Source organism: Marinobacterium aestuarii (genome assembly GCF_001651805.1).
Lineage (GTDB): Bacteria > Pseudomonadota > Gammaproteobacteria > Pseudomonadales > Balneatricaceae > Marinobacterium_A > Marinobacterium_A aestuarii.
On sequence record NZ_CP015839.1, the window covers coordinates 2,999,024 to 3,019,819 of the forward strand.

Annotated in this window: 17 protein-coding genes; 13 read left to right on the forward strand and 4 right to left on the reverse strand. The window is 60.3% G+C overall.

The window, feature by feature from the left end:
- Nucleotides 1–104 precede the first annotated feature (104 nt).
- Both A8C75_RS13160 and A8C75_RS13165 read left to right on the forward strand, forming a co-directional pair.
- A complete protein-coding gene (locus A8C75_RS13160) occupies nt 105–1,259 on the forward strand; it encodes a cation diffusion facilitator family transporter (protein WP_067383107.1) in 1,155 nt (384 codons plus the stop codon).
- Nucleotides 1,252–1,878, forward strand: a complete 627-nt coding sequence (locus tag A8C75_RS13165; RefSeq protein WP_067383110.1) for a YigZ family protein — start codon at nt 1,252–1,254, stop codon at nt 1,876–1,878. The genes A8C75_RS13160 and A8C75_RS13165 overlap by 8 nt, the downstream gene beginning before the upstream one ends.
- 70 nt (nt 1,879–1,948) lie before the next feature.
- Here the strand turns inward: A8C75_RS13165 and A8C75_RS13170 are convergent, their stop codons facing one another.
- Entirely contained in the window at nt 1,949–3,292 is a 1,344-nt protein-coding gene (locus A8C75_RS13170) for a L,D-transpeptidase family protein (protein WP_157890293.1), read from the reverse strand.
- A 292-nt stretch (nt 3,293–3,584) separates the two neighbouring features.
- Between A8C75_RS13170 and A8C75_RS13175 the strand changes: the two genes are divergently transcribed.
- The 4 genes from A8C75_RS13175 to A8C75_RS13190 all read left to right on the forward strand — a co-directional run bounded on the left by A8C75_RS13175 (nt 3,585) and on the right by A8C75_RS13190 (nt 10,183).
- The gene (locus A8C75_RS13175) at nt 3,585–4,622 is read left to right on the forward strand and encodes a GGDEF domain-containing protein (RefSeq protein WP_067383116.1); all 1,038 of its coding nucleotides are present in this window, start codon (nt 3,585–3,587) and stop codon (nt 4,620–4,622) included.
- Between the two features lie 72 nt (nt 4,623–4,694).
- Nucleotides 4,695–5,174 (forward strand): 2-thiouracil desulfurase family protein, encoded by a 480-nt coding sequence (locus A8C75_RS13180; RefSeq protein WP_067383119.1) that lies wholly within the window; start codon nt 4,695–4,697, stop codon nt 5,172–5,174.
- 135 nt (nt 5,175–5,309) lie between these two features.
- On the forward strand, nt 5,310–7,028 hold the full coding sequence (locus A8C75_RS13185; RefSeq protein ID WP_067383122.1) for a proline--tRNA ligase: 1,719 nt from the start codon (nt 5,310–5,312) through the stop codon (nt 7,026–7,028).
- A 221-nt stretch (nt 7,029–7,249) separates the two neighbouring features.
- Nucleotides 7,250–10,183, forward strand: a complete 2,934-nt coding sequence (locus tag A8C75_RS13190; RefSeq protein WP_067383125.1) for an HD domain-containing phosphohydrolase — start codon at nt 7,250–7,252, stop codon at nt 10,181–10,183.
- 10 nt (nt 10,184–10,193) lie between these two features.
- Here the strand turns inward: A8C75_RS13190 and A8C75_RS13195 are convergent, their stop codons facing one another.
- Nucleotides 10,194–10,484: an acylphosphatase gene (locus tag A8C75_RS13195; protein ID WP_067383128.1), complete on the reverse strand. Its 291-nt coding sequence runs from the start codon at nt 10,482–10,484 to the stop codon at nt 10,194–10,196.
- Complete coding sequence (locus A8C75_RS13200; RefSeq protein ID WP_067383131.1) at nt 10,484–11,728, reverse strand: virulence factor BrkB family protein; 1,245 nt, start codon at nt 11,726–11,728, stop codon at nt 10,484–10,486. The genes A8C75_RS13195 and A8C75_RS13200 overlap by 1 nt, the downstream gene beginning before the upstream one ends.
- A 163-nt stretch (nt 11,729–11,891) precedes the next feature.
- Between A8C75_RS13200 and arsC the strand changes: the two genes are divergently transcribed.
- The 4 genes from arsC to A8C75_RS13220 are packed head-to-tail and all read left to right on the forward strand — an operon-like array spanning nt 11,892 to nt 14,980.
- A complete protein-coding gene (arsC, locus tag A8C75_RS13205; protein WP_067383134.1) occupies nt 11,892–12,242 on the forward strand; it encodes an arsenate reductase (glutaredoxin) in 351 nt (116 codons plus the stop codon).
- Between the two features lies 1 nt (nt 12,243).
- Nucleotides 12,244–12,867 (forward strand): NAD(P)H:quinone oxidoreductase, encoded by a 624-nt coding sequence (wrbA, locus tag A8C75_RS13210; protein ID WP_084784061.1) that lies wholly within the window; start codon nt 12,244–12,246, stop codon nt 12,865–12,867.
- Nucleotides 12,864–13,256, forward strand: a complete 393-nt coding sequence (locus A8C75_RS13215; RefSeq protein WP_067383137.1) for a DUF2069 domain-containing protein — start codon at nt 12,864–12,866, stop codon at nt 13,254–13,256. Before wrbA ends, A8C75_RS13215 begins: the two co-directional genes overlap by 4 nt.
- Nucleotides 13,257–13,270: 14 nt before the next feature.
- Nucleotides 13,271–14,980 (forward strand): SufS family cysteine desulfurase, encoded by a 1,710-nt coding sequence (locus A8C75_RS13220; protein ID WP_067387297.1) that lies wholly within the window; start codon nt 13,271–13,273, stop codon nt 14,978–14,980.
- Here the strand turns inward: A8C75_RS13220 and A8C75_RS13225 are convergent.
- Nucleotides 14,977–15,801: a C40 family peptidase gene (locus A8C75_RS13225; protein ID WP_067383143.1), complete on the reverse strand. Its 825-nt coding sequence runs from the start codon at nt 15,799–15,801 to the stop codon at nt 14,977–14,979. The two genes, A8C75_RS13220 and A8C75_RS13225, sit on opposite strands and share 4 nt — an antisense overlap.
- A 231-nt stretch (nt 15,802–16,032) precedes the next feature.
- On the opposite strand from A8C75_RS13225, the gene A8C75_RS13230 reads away from it, so the two are divergent.
- The 3 genes from A8C75_RS13230 (at nt 16,033) to A8C75_RS13240 (ending at nt 20,416) form a co-directional block, all read left to right on the forward strand.
- Nucleotides 16,033–16,959, forward strand: coding sequence for a LysR family transcriptional regulator (locus A8C75_RS13230; RefSeq protein ID WP_067383146.1), 927 nt, complete (start codon nt 16,033–16,035; stop codon nt 16,957–16,959).
- A gap of 172 nt (nt 16,960–17,131) precedes the next feature.
- A complete protein-coding gene (locus A8C75_RS13235; protein WP_067383149.1) occupies nt 17,132–19,735 on the forward strand; it encodes an ABC transporter transmembrane domain-containing protein in 2,604 nt (867 codons plus the stop codon).
- 138 nt (nt 19,736–19,873) lie between these two features.
- The gene (locus A8C75_RS13240; protein ID WP_084784062.1) at nt 19,874–20,416 is read left to right on the forward strand and encodes a hypothetical protein; all 543 of its coding nucleotides are present in this window, start codon (nt 19,874–19,876) and stop codon (nt 20,414–20,416) included.
- Nucleotides 20,417–20,796 lie beyond the last annotated feature (380 nt).

Below are 20,796 nucleotides of genomic sequence, written 5' to 3' on the forward strand. Positions count from 1 at the left end.
CTGCGGGCTTAGCTTCAGGGCCCGGCGCAATTTCCAGTGTGCGGCACTGGCCGGTATTCCGTCGCAACCGTTACTATTAGCGCTCATTACTCAATGGATTCGCAATGTACACAGCCAAGCAACGCCAGCAAGAAGCGCAGAAAGTCACCCTGGTCGGCAGCCTGCTCGACGCCGTTCTCGGTGTCGCCAAAATTCTTGTCGGCATGTTTTCACATTCCCATGCCCTGATTGCCGACGGCGTTCACTCGCTGTCGGATCTGGCCACCGACTTCATGGTCATCCTCATTCTGCGGGTATCACACCAGGAACCGGACGAAGATCACCCCTGGGGCCACGCCCGCTTCGAGACCGCCGGTACTGTTATGCTCGGTGGCCTGCTGATTGCCATCGCCGGCGCCATGGCGTACAACAGCGTCGGGCTTATTTTCAGCGGCGAATCCCTGCTGATTCCCGAGTGGCCCGCGCTGGTGGTGGCAGGGCTGTCTATCGTCAGCAAGGAATGGATCTACCGCTACACCCTGGCCGCAGGCAAGCGGCTCAAGTCGGATCTGATCATCGCCAACGCCTGGCACAGCCGCAGCGATGCCTTTTCATCCATAGTGGTACTGATCGGTATTGCCGGCGCCATGCTCGGCTGGGCCTGGCTCGATGCCCTTACCGCCGTGCTGGTGGCACTGCTGATCGCCAAAATCGGCTGGGATCTGACCTGGAAGAGCATCAAGGAACTGGTCGATACCGCCTTGCCGGAGTCCCAGGTGCGCGAACTGGAACAGGCCGTGCAGAATGTCGACGGCGTGATCAGCGTCCACAGCCTGAAAACCCGCCTGATGGGTGGCCAGAGTCTGCTGGAAATGCATATCCAGGTTGAAAGTCACCTGAGCGCTTCTGAAGGCCACTATATCGGCGACACCGCGGTGCGCATTCTGAAGACCCGCTTTGACGACATCGGCGATGTCATCTTCCATATCGACACCTACAACGATGACCAGCGCCTGTACTGCGACACCCTGCCACTGCGCGCAGAAGTCGAGGACGCCCTCAGAGCCACCCTGAGCGAACTGCATCCAGAGCTGAAATGGGAAAAACTCGTACTCTACTACATCAAGGCCCGCATCGAGCTGGAACTGAGTCTCAACAGCGCCGAGCTCGCCCGCTGCGGACTCTCAGGCAGCGCGGTACAGCAGGCGCTGCGTGACAACCTGCAGCAGTATTACTGGTATGCCAGTCTGACCCTGTGGCTCACACCCAGCGATGCCTGAGACCTACCTGCGCCCGAGTGAGCAGCACGCGGTCAGCATTGAAATCAAGCGCAGCCTGTTTATCTGCCAGGCGGCACCGACCGCCGGTGCCAACGCCGCCAATGACTTCATCAGTGCGGTGCGCAGTCGCTACCCCGATGCCAATCACCACTGCTGGTGCTACGTCGCAGGCGCGCCCGGGGACTACAACCTGTGGAACTGCAGCGATGACGGCGAGCCCCGCGGCACCGCCGGCAAACCCATGCTCAACGTGCTGACACACTCGGGGCTGGGGGAGATAACCCTGGTCGTAACGCGCTATTTTGGGGGTGTGAAACTCGGTGCCGGCGGGCTGGTCAGGGCCTACAGCCAGGCGGTGCAGGAGTGCTTGGCAAGCCTGCCCACCGAAACCCGTGTCTTTACGCAGTCCTATGAGCTGCTCGCGCCCCACGCCCTGACAGGCACTCTAGAGCATCTGATACAGCAGCTAAATTTAACGGTACTTGATCGGCAATGGCATGATCAGCTGCAGATACTGCTGGAGCTTGACCTCAGCCAGGCGCAGGAGCTCGAGCTGCGCCTGGCGCCCCTGCCGACCGTCAGTCTTGCGACGCTAAAGCCGGCTAAGCCAATCGACTAACAGCGAAGGAGTAAGGGAGTCGCAAGGTGAAAGGTGAAAGAAGAAAGAAGAAAGAAGACAAGACACGAATTCAGGGCCCGGCAACGCGGGCCTGCTGCGTCACAGAAACTTCCTTTTCAGTATCGGCGTCATGACCATAGAGATCATCCCGGAACTGCACCTGACCCTCATCATCCAGCCAGGCGGTCCAGTAAGTGGTATAGACCGGCACCGGGGCTGGCAGTGACAGCACGCGATTCTTGCCCTTGGCGATCTCCCGCTCGAGTCGCGACACCTGGTCGCCACCGGCAAGGCCAAACAGGCGCCTGGCCAGCTGATCCGGGTACTCGATACGAATGCAGCCGGAGCTGAAGTCCCGCACCGGCTTGTTAAACAGCCCTGCGCTCGGAGTGCCGTGCATATATACCAGATAGGGATTGGGGAAGTTGAACTTCAGTTGACCCAGCGGATTCTTGGGCCCCGGCGCCTGCCAGAAGCGCTGCTGCGGCGGCGGACCACGATACAGGTGCTCAAAGTCCAGCTCGCTCAGGGGCAACGAACGCATGCCGGCGCCATGCCCGACCACCAGCTCAAGGCCCTTGCTGTACAGCGCATCCGGCGACTGCTCCATGTCGGGCACTATGTCCCGGTAGGCAATGCCGCTGGGCACGTTCCAGTCCGGATTCAGCTCCAGCGAATCAATCTGACTGACCAACAGCGGAGTGCGTGCCTTGAGCTTGCCGACAATGGCGCGCATTTGCAGCACCGGCTTGCCAGCTTCGAAATAGCGCATTTCGAAGGCAGGAATATTCACCACCACGTAGGTGCTTTTAGTCCCGCGCTGCGCTTCGAACTGATCCAGACGTTCGCGGTTTAGCTGCAGTTGCCGATAACGCAGCCCTGGCGACACCTCGAGCGCTGCACGGGAACGCCGTCCCCAGAGGCCATCCGCCTCCAACCCGTGGCGACGCTGAAAGCGCACCAGCGCCGCCTGCAGCGCCTCGTCAAAACGCCAGGGCTCTGCGGGCGCCGTACCGGTCTGCTGATCACCCAGCAGCATCAGCCGATTGCGAATATCGGCCACCACTGGGTCGCTGTCGCCGAGCCGCAAGGTCCCGGTGGATACAATCGGCGGCCAGCGGTATTCAAGTGTCAGATCGCGGTAACGCGCCATGGCACGATCAATGGACTCGAATCGCCCCAGCCCCGGCACCATGCTCTGGGTCTGCTGCGCAGCCGGGCTTTGTGACTCACCCGCAGGCCCGCCTAATGCGACAGGTTGCGCAGCAACAGCCGCATTGATCAGCCCAGCGAATACCACAGCCCCCAGAACTGCGCTACCCAGAGCGGCAGCGCCTGGAACAGCAACACCCAAAACAAAGCTACGCAGAACAACAGTGCGCAGCACAGCAGAAACACGCGTTAATCGTCTCACCTGCACCTCCAAGACCTGCCTATAAGGATAGTCCCGATCAAGCTGTGGGAAAACACCCGATCGGGTGTTAAAGCACAGCTAAAAAAATCCGCACCGCCCGCCATCCATACCGCCACGCGACGCCCTTTATGCCGCATTTTTTGGTACGTTAGCAATGTGTAACAACTCGATGACTGGCACTCGGCACTGAAAGTCTTTTATAGTACCGGTGCAACGCCTGAAATATCGGCGCTGGGCAGAGCCAAAGTACAGAGTTCCCCATATAATCCGGCGAGCCATTAAAGGGACGACTATGAAATTCGCGGAGAATTCCAACCAGGCGGCAGATTACCTGCGACGGGCCATCCCCTTGATGGTCAGATACAACATCCCGCCCAATCCGCTGAACTACGCGCTCTGGTATACCTACGTTTCCGATCGTATGCCCGAACTCAACAGCGTACTGGACAAGACGGTAAACACCTACGGCACCTGCCCGGTCATGGTGAGCGAACAGCTGTTCCGCGAACACATGATCAAGGATGAACTCGAATCAGCCAAGGATATTCAGAGCAACCTGATATCGCTAATGAATGATCTGCATGATCACGCCCACGAAACCGCCAAGCGTACCTGCGACTACAGCGAGGTACTGCAGGATAGCCTCAGCGCCCTCTCCGACGGGGAGTACAGTGAGCTGCCGCTCGAGTCCATTATCCAGAACCTGGCACTCAATACCGAAGCCATCAGCGCGACCACGCGCCAGTTCCAGACGCGCATCGACGAAGCCCAGGCTGAAATCGCCACACTCAAGGCCGAACTGCAGCGCACCCGCCAGGATGCCCGCGTCGACCCGCTGACCGGCCTGTTCAACCGTCGCGTCTTCGACAGCGAACTGCAACAGCTGATCAGCAGCCCCGACAGCGTCAACACCACTATCGTGTTACTGGATATCGATTTCTTCAAAAACTTCAACGACCAGTACGGCCACCTCATGGGTGACAAGGTCTTGCAGTACGTTGGCAAGCTGCTGAAAGAAAACAGCGCAGAACCCATACTTTCGGTGCGCTTTGGCGGTGAAGAGTTCGCCATTTTGCTGCCCGGCAGCACGCTTGAGGATGGTGCGCGCCTGGCCGAAAGCCTGCGCGACAAGATTCAGGCCATTCGCATCAAGCTTAAAAAGTCCGGCGAGGTCATCAGCTCCATCACCGCCTCCTTTGGCGTCACCCAGTACCGATCCCGCGAAAGTGCCGACGACTTTGTTGGCCGTGCCGACAGCGCGCTCTACCTAGCCAAGTCCCAGGGACGTAACCAGGTGCAATGCGCCGACGAAAGCACCCCGGCGATTTAACACCCCTTTAACAATGCCCTGATAGTCTTCGCGTCGTCCTCATCCGATCGCACAACAAAGAAGACTATCGTCATGGGAAAAATACTCATCAGCGCCTGCCTGCTGGGCGAAAATGTTCGTTACGATGCACAGCACAGGCGGCTTTCCCATCCTGTGCTGGAGCAGTGGCAGCGCGAGGGGCGGCTGGTGCCCTTCTGCCCCGAAGTCGCCGGCGGCCTGCCCACTCCCAGACGTCCTGCTGAAATACGCCAGCGCTTTCCCATACTGGTCACCGATCGCGATGGCGCTGACCTGACACCCGCGTACCTGCAGGGTGCAGAGCTCGCACTGGAGGTTGCACAGCGGGAAAACTGCTGCTGCGCCCTGCTACAGTCACTCAGCCCCGCCTGTGGCCGCGATCAGACATACGACGGCCAGTTTCGCCAGATACTGGTGCAGGGTAGCGGCATCGCCGCCGCCGAGCTCATGCGCCACGGTATCGCGGTGTTTGACGAAACCCGGCTCAGCGAGCTGTTTGCCTTTATGGCCATGCAGGATCAGAGCGCAGCCTGAGTACAGCGGGATCAAATCGCAGCACAAACAGCGGCGCAGAGCCTGCAAGTGTGCAACAGGCTTGTTAGGCGTCGCCCGCGTCCCTACAATGGTGCGATTTTCCGCAACATTTTCCGATTTCTGGGTTTAGGATCTATGCGCGCTAGCCAATATCTGATTGCCACACTCAAGGAAACTCCGTCCGACGCGGAAGTTATCAGCCACCAGCTGATGCTGCGCGCGGGTCTGATCCGCAAAGTCGCCTCCGGCCTCTACAACTGGCTGCCCATGGGTCTGCGCACGCTGCGCAAGGTCGAGCGCATCGTGCGCGAGGAAATGGACCGCTCCGGCGCCCAGGAAGTGCTGATGCCCGCCATTCAGCCCGCCGAACTGTGGCAGGAATCCGGCCGCTGGGAACAGTACGGCCCGGAACTGCTGCGCCTGCGCGATCGCAATGACCGTGAATTTTGCGTCGGTCCGACCCACGAAGAAGTGATCACCGACATGATCCGCCGCGAAGTGAAAAGCTACAAGCAGCTGCCGGCCAACTTCTACCAGATCCAGACCAAGTTTCGCGACGAAATCCGTCCGCGCTTCGGCATCATGCGCTCGCGCGAATTCATCATGAAGGACGCCTACTCCTTCCATCTGGGCACCGAGTCGCTGCAGACCACCTACGATCTGATGTACCAGACGTACAACAACATCTTTAACCGCGTCGGCCTTGATTTCCGTCCGGTACTGGCCGATACCGGTTCGATCGGCGGTAACTCCTCCCACGAATTCCATGTACTGGCGTCCTCCGGCGAAGACGATATCGCTTTCTCCGACAGCAGCGACTATGCCGCCAACGTCGAACTGGCCGAAGCCCTGGCGCCGGCCGGCGAGCGGGCAGCTGCAACGATAGAGATGCACCTGGTCGATACCCCGGATGCCAAAACCATCGCGGACCTGGTCAAGCTGCACGGGATGCCGATCGAAAAGACCATCAAGACCCTGATCGTACGGGCGTCTGAGGAATGCGAAGCCGATTTCGTCGCCCTGCTGGTGCGCGGTGATCATGAGCTGAATGAACTCAAGGCCGAGAAGCTGGCGCTTGTCGCAGTTCCCCTCACCATGGCGACCGAAGACGAATTCCGCCCTGTCATCGGCGCCGGCGCCGGCTCGCTGGGGCCGGTCAATCTGCCGATACCCTGCATTGTCGACCGCGCCGTAGCCATGGCATCCGACTTTGGCGCCGGCGCCAACATCGATGGCAAGCACTACTTCGGCATCAACTGGGGCCGCGACCTTGAGCTGCCCGAAGTGGCCGATCTGCGCAACGTGGTTGAAGGTGATCCGAGCCCGGATGGTCAGGGCACGCTGTCCATTCGCCGCGGCATTGAAGTGGGCCATATCTTCCAGCTGGGGCAGAAATACTCCCAGGCGCTGGGCGCCACCGTGCTGGACGAAAACGGCAAGGCCAAGCTTATGGACATGGGCTGCTACGGCATAGGCGTGTCCCGCGTGGTGGCCTCCGCCATTGAGCAGAACCACGACGCAAAGGGCATTATCTGGCCCGACGCCATAGCCCCCTTCCACGTGGCCCTGGTACCGCTGAACTACGACAAGTCCGACGATGTTAAAGCACTGGCGGATCGTCTGTATCAGGACCTGCAGCAGGCCGGTTACGACGTACTGCTGGATGATCGCAAGGAGCGCCCGGGCGTCAAGTTCGCCGACATGGAACTGATTGGTATCCCCCATCGCGTGGTGATCTCCGATCGCGGCATCGCTGCCGGTACCCTGGAGTACAAGGGCCGTCGCGACAGTGAAAATCAGGACATCGTCATCGACCAGCTGCTGGCCACCCTGGCCGACAAGCTCAGCATCTAACGGCTGTATCCCGCCACCCCCGCAATTCTGCGGGGGTGGCGTTTTTCCCTCCTCTCGCCAGCACCCCTCCCGCATTCCTGAACCGGATTCTGCCCGCGGCTCGCCAGCCTGGGGTGCATTTGCCATCGATTTTTACAGTTCTCTCCACAGCTCGAAACCCTTCAGCCAGAGCACGATACGCTATAGTTCACGGGCCGAAACCTTGTCCGGGCCCCGATCCCATGTTCAGCGTCAAGCCGCGACATTACCCGCTGCATCTGCAGATTACAGCACTTTTCATGCTGCTGATTCTGCTGCTTGGCGGCAGCCTGACCTGGTACAACTACCGCAAGTCCAGCGACCTGATCCTCACCGCCTCCACCCAGCTGTTTGAGCAATATGGTGAACGCCTGCGGCTGGAGTTTCTGCGCACCTATCAGCCCATAGTGCAGCTGATCAACATGCTGACGCTGGATTCCATCGTCAAGGCCCAGACACCGACGGAGCGACTGGCCCGACTCACCTTGCTGGCCAGGGCCCTGGAACAGCGCCCTCAGATTACGGCGCTGCAGATCGGCTACGCCAATGGCGACTATCTCGTCGTGCGCCCCATCAACGAAGACCAGCTCAGCACCCGCTTCAACCCGCCCCCCGGCAGCACACTCATCGCCCAAAGCATCAGTATCGATAGCGAGGAACACAGGCTGCACGAAGAGTACTTTTTCGACGCCAATCTGCACCTTGTCGAGCAGCGTGACGCCGCAGCCTCGAACTATGATCCGCGCCAGCAAAACTGGTATCAGCTCGCCCTGAGCAGCGATCAACACGTCGTCACCGAGCCCTACTTCTTTACTGCCATCCGCAAGGTCGGCATTACGCTGTCCAGCCGCGACCCGCTGCAGGGCACAGTGATCGCCGCCGATGTGGCGCTGGACCGGCTGTCGGAGTCCATTTCCGAGCTGCATATCACCCCCCACAGCGAAATCGTGCTGCTGGATCAGAACCTCAATGCACTGGCCTACCGTGATCCCGGCAAGCTGGTGCTGCTGTACCAGGACAAGATCATCGATATTGCCCGCCTCGACAGCCTCGGTTCCCAGGTACTGGATGCGGCGAGCAAACCCGTCGCCGCCGGCCAACGGCGTTTTCGACTCGAGTTCGACGGCCAGGCCTGGCGTGGCGAGCTCTATGCACTGGAGCCTGCCGACGGCATCCACTTTGATCTGTTGACCCTGGTGCCCGAAGCCGAACTGCTCAGCGAGGCCCTGAGTATCCGTCGCCAGTCCAACCTGATCACCGGCATCATGCTGCTGCTGGCACTGCCACTCACCTGGCTGCTGGCACACCAGATATCCCGCCCGCTGCGCCAGCTGGCGCTGGAAGCCAGCATGATCCGGCGCTTTCAGCTCGACCAGTCCATCAGCACCCGCTCACGTATTCGCGAAATCGACGACCTGGGCCACAGCATGACCGTGATGAAGGACACCCTGAACCAGTTTCTCGGCATGCTGGGGTCCATGTCGGCAGAAACCGCCTTTGTACCCCTGATTGAACTCATTACCACCCAGACCATGGGCGTCAGCCAGGCGGCAGGGGCTGCGATCTACCTGGTCAGTGACGACGACAGCCGCCTGGAGCCCGCCAGCCTGAAACTGGCAGAGCCCAGCCAGACGGTACCGCTACTGGCCCCCTGTTCCGTGCACGGCGACCACCAGCTGGCTGACTGCCTGCTACAGGAGTCGAGCCTCTCGCAAACCCTTAACGCCGACACTGCAAGCCATCCAATGTTCGCGCTGCTGCAGGCCCTGGGGACCAACCATCTCATGGTCATTGCCATACCGCTGAAAAATCGCAAGCGCGAGTCCGTCGGCGTGCTCTGCCTGCTCTATGGCAACGATCATGCACACTGTGAAGGTGATCTGCTGGCGTTTATCGAAACCCTGTCCGGCTTTGCCTCGCTGACACTGGAAAACCGTCAGCTGATCGGCATGGAAAAGGCCCTGCTGGAAGCCTTTATCGAACTGATTGCCGGTGCCATCGATGCCAAGTCACCCCACACCGGCGGACACTGCGCCCGCGTGCCGGCACTCACCGAGATGCTGGCCCGAGCCGCCTGCGACAGTACAGAGCCCGCCTTTGCAGACTTCAGCCTCAGTAGCGATCAATGGGAGGAACTGCATATCGCCAGCTGGCTGCACGACTGTGGCAAGGTCACGACGCCTGAATATGTGGTCGAGAAAGCCACCAAGCTGGAAACCTTTTACGATCGTATCCACGAAATTCGCACCCGCTTCGAAGTGCTCAAGCGCGATGCTCAGCTGCGCTTCTGGCAACAGTTGCACGCAGCCCGTGATACCGCACCCGATCGGGAAATACTGGAAACGCAACTAAAGGCAAAACTCACGACGGAGCTTGCGCAGCTGGATGACGACTTTGCCTTTGTCGCCCAGTGTAACCTCGGCCGTGAACAGATGGCGACGGCGGATCAGCAGCGCCTGCGAAAGATCGCCGAGCGCGGCTGGCACCGCACCCTGGATGATCGCCTTGGCATTTCATGGGAAGAACGCCAACGCCGCAGTGGCACCCCGGATGCCCTTCCGGTGCGGGAAAAGCTGCTGGCCGACAAGGATTTTCATATACATCCGCGCAGCGAGGCCGACCGCATTGCGGCCGACAACCCCTGGGGCTTTAAGCTCAGCCAGCCGGAACATCTCTACAACCAGGGCGAACTCTACAATCTGCTAATCAGGGCCGGCACCCTGACGCCCGAAGAGCGCGACAAGATCAACGACCATATAGTGCAGACCATCATCATGCTGGAAAAACTGCCGTACCCACGCCATCTGCGCGGCATACCGGAAATTGCCGGTGGCCATCACGAGCGCATGGACGGACGCGGCTACCCCCGCGGACTGACCGGCGATCAGATGTCACTGCCGGCGCGCATGATGGCCATCGCGGACATCTTCGAAGCCCTCACAGCCACGGACAGGCCCTACAAGAAGCCCAAGCGTCTCAGCGAGGTGCTGCGCATCATGGGGCAGATGCGCGACCGGGGCCATATAGACCCGCAGCTGTTCCGGCTGTTTTTGCAAAGTGGCGTCTGTGAAGACTACGCCCGCCAGTATCTGACCACCGCACAACGCGACTGGATTAATATTGAACACTATCTGTAAGGCGTACCGCTCAGCGGCGTATGTCAAAGCCCTGCAAGCCGGGGTCCAGCTCACAGGTCTCGACCTCAAGTAGCAGCACGCGCGCAGCGTCCGGCCCCTGCTCCAACCAGAGCAACATCCGCTGCACAGCCTCGGTATTTCCCTGCAGCCAGCCGGTAACGGCGCCATCCGGCTCATTCTGCACCCAGCCCAGCAGACCTTGGCGGCGCGCCTGCTCGCAACTAAAGTAGCGAAAGCCCACACCCTGCACCCGCCCGGTCACCCGTATGCGCCGGGCTTCAATCAAGACAGCCCCTTGCATCAGGCTTCTTCCTTGCGCACGCCACCGTCCACACCGATCTGATCGGACTCAAACAGCTCCAACAGGGGGACATCCAGCTGCTTGTTGCGCTGATGGGCCAGCGCCTGCAGACGCAGATCCAGACGGCGCTGCCACGGGCTGATGGACTCGTGGGCAAAGGGCTCCGGCATAGGCCAAGGCAATACCTCTGTCAGCTCCTGCAACCTATAGTGGGACAGGTCACGACACAGCAGATAACCGCCCTGCTCATTGCGCTGCACTATGCCGGCATCCATCAGCAGCACCTGGTATTCATCCCAGCGCCCCTGATCCAGCCCCGCCACCTCCTGCAGCAACACCCGATCCGACAACGCAGTACCGTCCTGCTGTGCCTGCCACAGGCGATAGAGCACCGCCACCACGGTTTGCAGATGAGACGTTGCCACCTGGCGGCGTACCGGCTGGTACACGCTCAGCGCCCGGGTAAGCTCGGCACCAAGCAAAATGATCACCCAGGAGATATAGATCCACAGCAGAAACAGCGGCACCGCGGCAAAGGCACCATAAATCAGCTGATAGGACGGCGACTGGGTGACAAAGAAGGTAAATCCCCGTTTGGCGGTTTCAAACAGCACCGCCACCACCAGAGCACCGATAAAGGCACTGCGCAGCGGTACCCGGCAATTGGGTACGGCGGCATAAAGCAGCGTGAAGGCCGCCGCAGACAGCACCATCGGCAGCAGGCTCAGCAGGCGCCCGCGCCCGACCACGGCCGCGGCATCATTCACAATCGACAGGCTTGCGAGATAGGAGCTGAGTACCAGCCCCAGGCCGATAAGCACCGGACCCAGACTCAGAATGGCCCAGTACAGCAAAAAACTCGACATGCCGCGCCTGGGGCGAGACACCCGCCAGATACGGTTGAAGGCCGCCTCGATGCTTTTCATCATCATGATCGAGGTCACGGCCAGAAAGGCCACACCTATGGCCGTAAGGTTACGCGCCTGGTTGGTAAAGTTACCCAGATAATCCTGCACCACCTCGCCGGTGGCCGGCACGAAGTTTTCAAACACCCAACCCTGCACGCTTTCACCCACGCCATGAAACGACGGTATCGCCGCCAGCATCGAGTAGGTCACCGTCATCAGCGGCACCACGGCAAACAGGGTTGTGTAGGTCAGAGCAGCGGCATTGAGCACGCCCTGGTTGGATACGAACTGGTTCAGCAGATAGCGCAGGAAACGCATTTCTAACAGGGCTTTCATGCAGCAACCCTCCCCTGCAACAGACAGGCTCTGAGAAAATGGGCGCGGGAGTCGGGTAGCAGGTGACACCTGCGCAGGAAAACAGCACTCATGGTGAAGTCCTTTTGCGTAAAAGCATTGGCAGTTACAATAGGCGCCGCCCAAAATTCGATACGGAAGCGCCATGAGTCAAGTTACCCTCTATCATAACCCACGCTGCTCCAAGTCCCGAGAAACCTGTCAGCTGCTGCGGGACAACGGCATCGAACCCCTGGTGCGCGAATACCTGAAAGATGTCCCCAGCGCCGACGAACTGCGCGACGTACTGAGCGCCCTGGGTATCAGCGCCCGCGAGCTGTTGCGCACCAAGGAAGCGGAATACAAGGAACTGGGGCTTGCTGATACGAGCCTCAGCGATGATCAGATTATTGCCGCCATGGTGCAATGCCCCAAGCTGATCGAGCGCCCCATCGCCATCCGCGATGGCAAGGCCCGCATCGGCCGCCCGCCCGAGTCCGTGCTGGAGATTCTCTGAGGTGACCCGTCCCGGCCAGGATAGCCCCTACGTACTGGTGCTCTATTACAGTCGCCACGGCGCCACCCGCACCATGGCGCAACAGATCGCCCGCGGCATCGAACAGTCCGGTATCGAGGCGCGCCTGCGCACGGTACCGGAGATTTCCAGCGTCTGTGAAGCCACGGCGGACGCCATCCCGGCCGAGGGCGACCTCTACTGCTGCGAGCAGGACCTGGCCGGCTGCGCGGGCCTGGCCCTTGGCAGCCCCACACGTTTTGGCAACATGGCCGCCGCGCTTAAGTACTTTATCGACAGCACCAGCGCGCTCTGGCTCTCCGGCGCCCTGATCGGCAAACCGGCGGCGGTTTTCAGTGCTTCATCCAGCCTGCACGGCGGCCAGGAAAGCACCCTGCTAAGCATGATGCTGCCCCTGCTGCACCACGGCATGCTGATCACCGGCCTGCCTTACAGCGAGCAGGAGCTGCTGACCACCCAGACCGGCGGCACGCCCTACGGCCCCACCCATGTGGCCGGCCCCAAGGCCGGACGCAGCGTCGATGCCACCGAACTCAAGCTATGCCAGGCCCAGGGCAGGCGCCTGGGTGAACTGGCGCTGAAACTCATACCCCGGAGCCCGCAATGAAAACCACCCTCGACAAAAACCTCGATGCCAAGGTACGCATCGCACGCCTGCTGACCCTTGGCAGCTACGGGGCACTGCTGGGCCTGCTCAGCGTCTGGTATCTGTGGCTGGCGCCGGCGCCCGGCGATCGCCCCTGGGTAGTGTGGCTGTGGCATCTGCTGCCGCTGCTGGGCTTTGCGCCCTCGGTCATACTGGGCAAGCCCCGCGCCCACGCCTGGCTCTGTTTCATGCTGTTGCTGTTCTTCATTGAAGCGGTACTGGCGGCCACCCACCCGGCCACCTTTGGCCTGGGCCTGAGCTATGCCATTCTGGTCAGCGTGCTCTTTGGCGCCGCCATGTATTACGCCCGCTGGAAGAGCCAGCTGTTGCGCAGCACCCAGCAACACTGATGCCGGACGCTCCGATGCCCGATATCGACCGCCTGCGCGCCGACTTCCCCATTCTGGGGGAGCAGGTACAGGGCCTGCCACTGATCTACTTCGATAACGCCGCCACCACCCAGAAACCCCGGGTGGTGATCGAGGCGCAATCCGAGTATTACCGCCACAGCAACGCCAATGTGCACCGCGCCTCCCACTGCCTCAGCAGCCGGGCCACCGAGGCTTTCGAGCGGGCGCGGGAAAACGTGGCGCGCTTTATTGGCGCCGCCAGCCCGCGGGAAATCATCTGGACCCGCGGCGCTACCGAGGCCATCAACCTGGTGGCGCACAGCTACGGTCGCTCGCAGCTGCACGCCGGTGACCTGATACTGGTGTCAACGCTGGAGCATCACGCCAACATAGTCCCCTGGCAGCTGCTGGCGCAGCAGATGGGGGCGCGCATTGAAGCCATCCCGCTGCTGGACGATGGCAGCCTGGATCAGGCCGCCTACCTGCTGCTGTTGCAGCAGGGGCCTCGTCTGGTGGCGCTGACCCATGCCTCAAACGCGTTGGGCACCCTGAACCCGGTGGCGCAGATGACCCGGGCGGCCCAGGCCGCCGGTGCCAGGGTACTGATTGATGGCGCCCAGTCGACCCCGCATCTGACCATTGATGTACAGGCACTGGGCTGTGACTTCTTTGTGTTTTCCGGCCATAAAGTGTTCGGACCCACCGGCATAGGCGCACTCTGGGCACGGGAATCCTTGCTGGACGCCATGCCGCCCTGGCAGGCCGGCGGCGAAATGATCGAACATGTGAGCTTCAAAGGCACCCGCTTTGCGGGACTGCCGTTCAAGTTTGAAGCCGGTACGCCCAATATCGCCGGCGTCATCGGTCTGGATGCTGCCATCGGCTATCTGCAGCAGTTCGATCGCAGTGCACTGGAAGCCCACGAAATGCAGCTGCTGACCCGGGCACTGGAGCTGTGCAGCGCGATTCCAGGCTTTAGCTCCGTCGGCACTGCCCCCCGGCGCGTCAGCCTGATGTCGTTTTGCATTGATGGAATGCACCAGCAGGATCTGGCTCTGCTGCTGGATCAGCAGGGTATCGCCGTGCGTGCCGGCCACCACTGCGCCATGCCCTTGATGCAGCGACTTGGCCTGCCCGGAACCCTGCGCGCCTCCTTCGCGTTTTACAATACTCTGGCGGAGGTCGAGCACTTTGCCGCCGTGCTCAAACAGATTGTGCTGGAGCACCAGGCCCCTGCCCCACGGGATAATGCGCCTCCCAAACCGGGGCCACAGAGCCAGCAGAGTCCCCAGCAGGAAGCGCCGGAATTAGCGGCAGCGGCGTTGCTGCAACGCCTCGACGCCAGCCGCGGCTGGCAGGCGCGCTATCGGGAGATCATGCTGCTGGGCAAGAACCTGCCCGCCCTGGATGTCGCACAGCGCAGTGACAGCAACCGTCTGCACGGCTGCGAGAGTCATGTCTGGCTGATTGTCGACTATCGCGGCGGCAAGCTATGGCTGCAGATGGACTCCGATGCCCGCGTTATTCGCGGCCTGATCGCCCTGCTGCTGGCGCTCTTCAACGGCAAGCGTCCACAGGAGATTCTGGACTTCGACCTGCAGGGGCTTTTCAAGCGACTCCAGCTCATGCAACACCTGAGCCCCTCCAGAGGCAATGGCCTGAAGGCCATTGTCGATGCGATCTATCAGCACGCCCGCACCAGGAACAGTGATGCGCGCGGCTAGTCGCTCTGGGTGCTGGGCGCCGTTATAACGCTGCCCTGCGCAGCGGCGGTTAGATCCGGCTCCGCGGTAGCGGGTTCCGGATCACCCAGACAGATAATATCCCTGTACGCATAGCCTGTTTCCAGCATCGGTTTGATAACCTTGAAATAGGGTGACACATCAAAGTCTCGCGGCGTAAACAGGCTCGGATGGCGCCGGAACAGGCGCACCGGAAAACCTGCATTATCGCTGTGCACTACCTCGGGCAGAATCGGATAGGCAATGGTCTGAAAGGCTTCGGCAATCAGCGATGAGCAGATCGCCCGGGTCGGGTCACCACTGCCAAGGTGCAGCATATGGCGGCGCCAGTGCGACGGAATCGGGGGCGTGGGAAACAGAAAGCGCGCCAGATCAAAAATATTCTTGTGGTCATACTGCTGCCCCAGGCGCGCCATCAGATAGTCGGTCATGACCTTCACTTCGGCCGCCTCCAAACCGACAGGACGGCAAATGCGGGTATGGTAGGACTCATAACGCTGCAATGAGAGCGCCCGCACGCCAGCCGAGACATCGGCCTCGATCAGAATGCGCGCCTGGGCACCCAGCTCGGGCCCATCCAGTGCATGGCCGATACAGAAAGCCGCGTGGGACCAAGTCGATTGCGTCAGGTACTTGATGGCCGTACTGATGCGACTGGTGCCTTCGATGAGCAGCACATCGCCGGGCTGCAGGCAGCGGTGCAGCTTGTCGGCGGAGCTCGTCGCCTTGGGCGCCAGCCCATCGCGAGGGTGGGACAGGTACACCGACAGCCGGTGACCCATGAACTCCAGCATTTGCCACATAACCGCGCCTCAGATCCGGTTGGACTTCACGGGGCCAACACCCCCACTCCGGCAGCACCTTCGACAGCCCTTCACCAAGGTACACGCCCGCCCATAATCACGGCGAAACCCTCTGCGGAATTCAACGGGCGTCACCCTGCCAATAAATCTGATAGTACATTCAACATAGACGCTTTGCCATTGTTGCAAATAGCGTGATAATACGGGATCAATCGTTGCCCGGACCTCCGTATGAATCTCGATAACCTGCGCTATTTTGTGCGCGTGGTTGAAGCCAACAGCTTCACCGCCGCCGCCGAACGTCTGGGCACGCAAAAATCCACCCTGAGCCGGCGCATCTCGCAGCTCGAGGATGAACTGGGTATTCGCCTGCTGCAGCGAACGACCCGCAAGCTGCACCTGACCCCGGATGGCGAGGAACTGTTCGAGCGTTGCCGGCCGCTGATTTGCCAGCTCGAAGATGCCCGCCACCGCTTGAGTGTCAATCAACCGGAGCCCCAGGGACGGCTGAGACTCACCATGCCGACGGAACTGGCACTGGCCATGCTCGATAACGTCATGGCGAGCTTTATGCAGCAGTATCCGAGAATCCAGATGGAGGTCGAGCTGACATCAAGGGTCATCGACATGGTGGAAGAAGGCATAGACGTCGCCATTCGGGTCGGCGTACTGGAAGACTCCAGCCTGATAGCGCAGCCGGTCGCCAAGGTGGCCCGCGGCCTCTATGCAGCACCTGAATATCTGCAGCAGCGCCCGCCATTGCAAAGCCCCCATGACCTGCAGCAGCATCGCTATCTTGGCCTGCTGATGCGCTCGGACCCGCTGCATTTCGACAACTGGGACCAGAGCCACAGCCTGCAGATGGAGACACCGCTGCGTACCAACAGCCTGAACTTTATGCGTTACATGGCAAGACGCGGTTTTGGTATAGCCCGGCTGCCCTGTTTCTTTGCCCAGCCCCTGGTGGAGAGCGGAGAACTTGAAGCGGTACTGCCGCAATACCCGATCCTCAGTATCGCGCTCCATGCCCTTTACCCGAGCCGCCAGCACCTCAATCCCAAAACTCGCCTGTTCCTTGATCACCTGCATGCCGAGCTGCGCCAGCACCCCTGGGCCAGCGATGCACTGATCCAGCTGCCCGGCGCCAACGTAACCTGAGTGGAAAAATGCTCAGGCCAGACACAAAAAACTTCCCCTGCGCCCGACTACACTATTAAGATAAGTTTGTTGCATAGCAGCAAAATTCACCTTTTACTGCTGCGTGCAGCCTGTTTTGGCCCTTGAGCGATGCGTCCTTCAAGGCCTGGCTGTCAGGATCGGAGACCGACCTATGGACAAGTCCATTGTCCGATTTATCTTGCGATACAGCACACCCCAGCAGATTCGCCTGCTCTTGATGACGTTCTGTTCCTTCCCGCTGCTGTACGTGTCGCTGGAACTGCCCAAGATCATCATCAACGATGCCATCGGTGATGCAGCCAGTCTCAAGCAGGTCCTTGGCACCACCCTTGAGCCGATGTATTACCTGCTGGCGCTCTGCGGTCTGCTGCTGACAATGATTCTGATCAACGGCATGGTCAAGATGTACATCAACACCTACAAGGGCATCGTCGGCGAGCGCCTGGTGCGGCGCCTGCGTTATCAACTGGTCGAGCTGATCCTGCGCTTTCAGCCCAGGCGTTTTCAGATAGTCAGCCAGGGTGAGCTGATTTCCACCATCACCGCCGAAACCGAACCCCTGGCGGGGTTCATCGGCGACAGTATCGCGCTGCCTGCATTCCAGGGCGGCACCATGCTCACCATACTGCTGTTCATGTTCATGCAGGATCCGATACTGGGCATCGCCTCCATTGCGCTGATTCCGCTGCAGATCCTGGTCATTCCAAGACTGCAGCGCAAAATCAATCTGCTGAAAAAGGAAAGGGTCAAAACGGTGCGCCACTTCTCCCAGCGCATCGGCGAGAGTGTCGATGGCATGATGGAAATCCGCCTGCACGGCACCCGCCCCTATCACCTGGCCGAATTTTCCAAGATCCTGGGGGAGCTGTTCCGCATACGACTCGATATCTACAAGAAAAAATTCTTCATGAAGTTTCTCAATAACCTCATTAACCAGCTGACACCGCTGATGTTTTATTCCATTGGCGGTGTACTGGCCATTCGCGGGGACCTGACTATAGGAGCACTGGTCGCAGCCGTCGCTGCGCACAAGGATCTGGCCGCACCCTGGAAGGAGCTGCTCGATTACTACCAGCAGTATCAGGATTCCATGATCAAGTACGAACAGATACTGGAGCAGTTCCAGTCCCAGGACCTGATGCCCATTGTCACCGCCAGCGACACCAGCCCGGCCCAGCTGAACAACGGCATTAGCCTCGACAAGCTCTCGGTAGGCAGCGAGATCGGCAGCCGCCTGGTGCGCAACATTAACCTCAAGCTGCCGCCTGGCAGTGGCGTGGCCATACGCTGCAAGGATCCGGCGCGTTTGCGCGCACTGGCGCGCACCCTCATTCGAATCAACCCGCCCCTGAGCGGCCACCTGCTGTTTGGCGATGACGACCTTAAGGATCTGCCATCGGACCTGCTCGCCCGGGAGCTGACCTATGTCGGCCCCGATGCCTTCCTGTTTTCCGGCAATATGCTGCAGAACATCAATTACAGCATGCGGCTCAAGCCGCCCAGCGAAACACCGGAACAGATCGACAGCCAGCGCCTGTGGGAAATTCGCGAAGCCGAAGCCTCCGGCAACAGCACCGACCGCTTCGACGGTATCTGGACCGATTTTGCCCTCGCCCACGCCGAGAACTGGGAAGACATGCGCCACTGGCTGTATGAGGGTCTGAAGGTCGTGGGGGCCGATGAACTCATCTATAACGTGGGCATGAACGAGAAGTACAACCCGGCTGAGCGCCCACAGGAACTGTCCGACGGACTGCTCAGGGTGCGCCTGCAACTGTTGCAACGCGTGCCGGAATCCGGCCTTGAACACCTTGTCGAGCGGTTCGACCCGCAGCGCTACAACTGTGGCCTCTCGGTGGCACAAAACCTGGGCTTTGGTATCCCTTGCCCGCCGGTCAGTACGCCGGCCTCCATGGCGGCACATCCACAGATGAGCGCGTTGCTCGAACAGTTCGACCTCACCGATCATGCCCTGAGCTGTGGCCGGCGCATGGCCGCACGCCTGAGTGAGCTGGCGCTTGATGCCGGCCCCCTGGACCCCTTGCCCGATAATTTCAGCGACTTCGACACACCGGAATTTCGTCGCCAGGTCAGCGAACTGGAGCGTCGGGATCCCGCGCGCAGCAACGAGGACCGAACCCTGTTGCTAGAGCTGTTTCTGCGGATAGTGCCGCTGCAGCACGGCGACGACCTGCTGGACAGCGCAGTTGCCGAGCAGTTGCTCGCGGCCCGACAGGTGGTTATGGCCCGCACCGATTGTCCGCTGTGCAGCAGCTTCGATCATTTCAGCGAGGATCAGATCAGTGCCGGCCTGAGCGTGCGGGAGAATGTTCTTTACGGCAAGGTGATCGGCACCGAGCCCGCCGAATTGCGCCAGCTGCAGCAGCTCATCGATACCGCCATGCGCGATGAAGATGCCGAATCCATGGTCATGGTGTTGGCGGGTTTCACCCAGGTCGGCATTCGAGGTGGCAGCCTGCCGTTGATTGCGCGCCAGCGCATCCAGCTGCTGCGTGCCATCGTCAAGCACCCCAGGGTGCTGGTCATGCATGAAGCACTCACCGCCATGAGCCTGGAAGAGCGGGCCACCGTGTTGCGGCGGATCCGGGCCCGCCTGCCAGAACTGACCCTCATCTATCTGGACCAGGAAATTCCGCCGGGCGAGCTGTTCGACGCCCAGTACGAAATTACCGCCGACGAGTTGCATAGCCTCGAAACCGATCCATTACCCAGCCTTGCCAGCAGTAATCTGTAATTTTGCTACAGAACGCTATACTAGCCTGATCGCAGCCGCCAAGGCCGCAACTGCAACGGGATACAGGGGCAAAGGCCGGCGGAAAGACCCTGTCCTTGCCCCAAATAACTAGAGTCGACAACCTGAATGGAACACCGCATGCGCCAACTGATCTCTCTGCTGACCCTGTCACTGCTGTTCCTGGCAAGCCCACTCTATGCCCAGGATCTGGAAATCGAGGCGTTTTACGGTCATTTCACTGGCATTGCGGATGCCCAGGTCGCCGGCGAAGCCGAGCGCCGGCAGCTGTCGGTGCGCATTGAACCCAAAGACGATAACTTCGAAGTGGCCTGGGGAACCCAGGTCAAGCGAGCTGATCTCACGCAGAAAGAACACTTCTACCGCATTCTGTTCCGCAAGACGCGCCGTGGTGCCATCTATGCGTCCGCCATGCGCATGAATGTCTTCGGCAAGCATATCCCCATGGACCCCCTGGCCGGAGACCCCTTTGTCTGGGCCCGTATTCATGACAAGACGCTCACCGTTTACGCCATGATGATTACCAATCAGGGCGCCTACGACATGCAGATCTACGACCGTACACTGCGTGACGACGGCGATATGGATCTGGCCTATACCCGTATCCTGGACGGTGCAATCAGCAAGGAGATCACGGCCAGCCTCAAACGCGAGCCGTTATAGCGGCTAGCCCTCGCCCTGCTCCGGTTGCCGTGACCATGAGCGTTAAGTAATGATGAGAAGCCTTCGTGCTTAATTCAGCGCCGGCATGGCTCTACGCTCACCCCCTGCATCAATCCGCCAGTTAGCCGCGAATCAGTTCACAGCCCATAAAACCGGGCTGTGCGGCCATCAGACACTTTTATCCAACTGCCCACTGCCCGGCGGCCACATGTTCTGACCATGACAGGAGCAGCGCGGCTTAATACATGAAAATATCTAACTTTATTGACCAGAAAGGATCATTTGCTGCACATGCGTAACGGCGTTAATCTGGCGCCACTGGTTAGCGCTAAAACGCTCGGATCAAAACCACAGGCCATCGCACAGAGTGACAGCCGGGG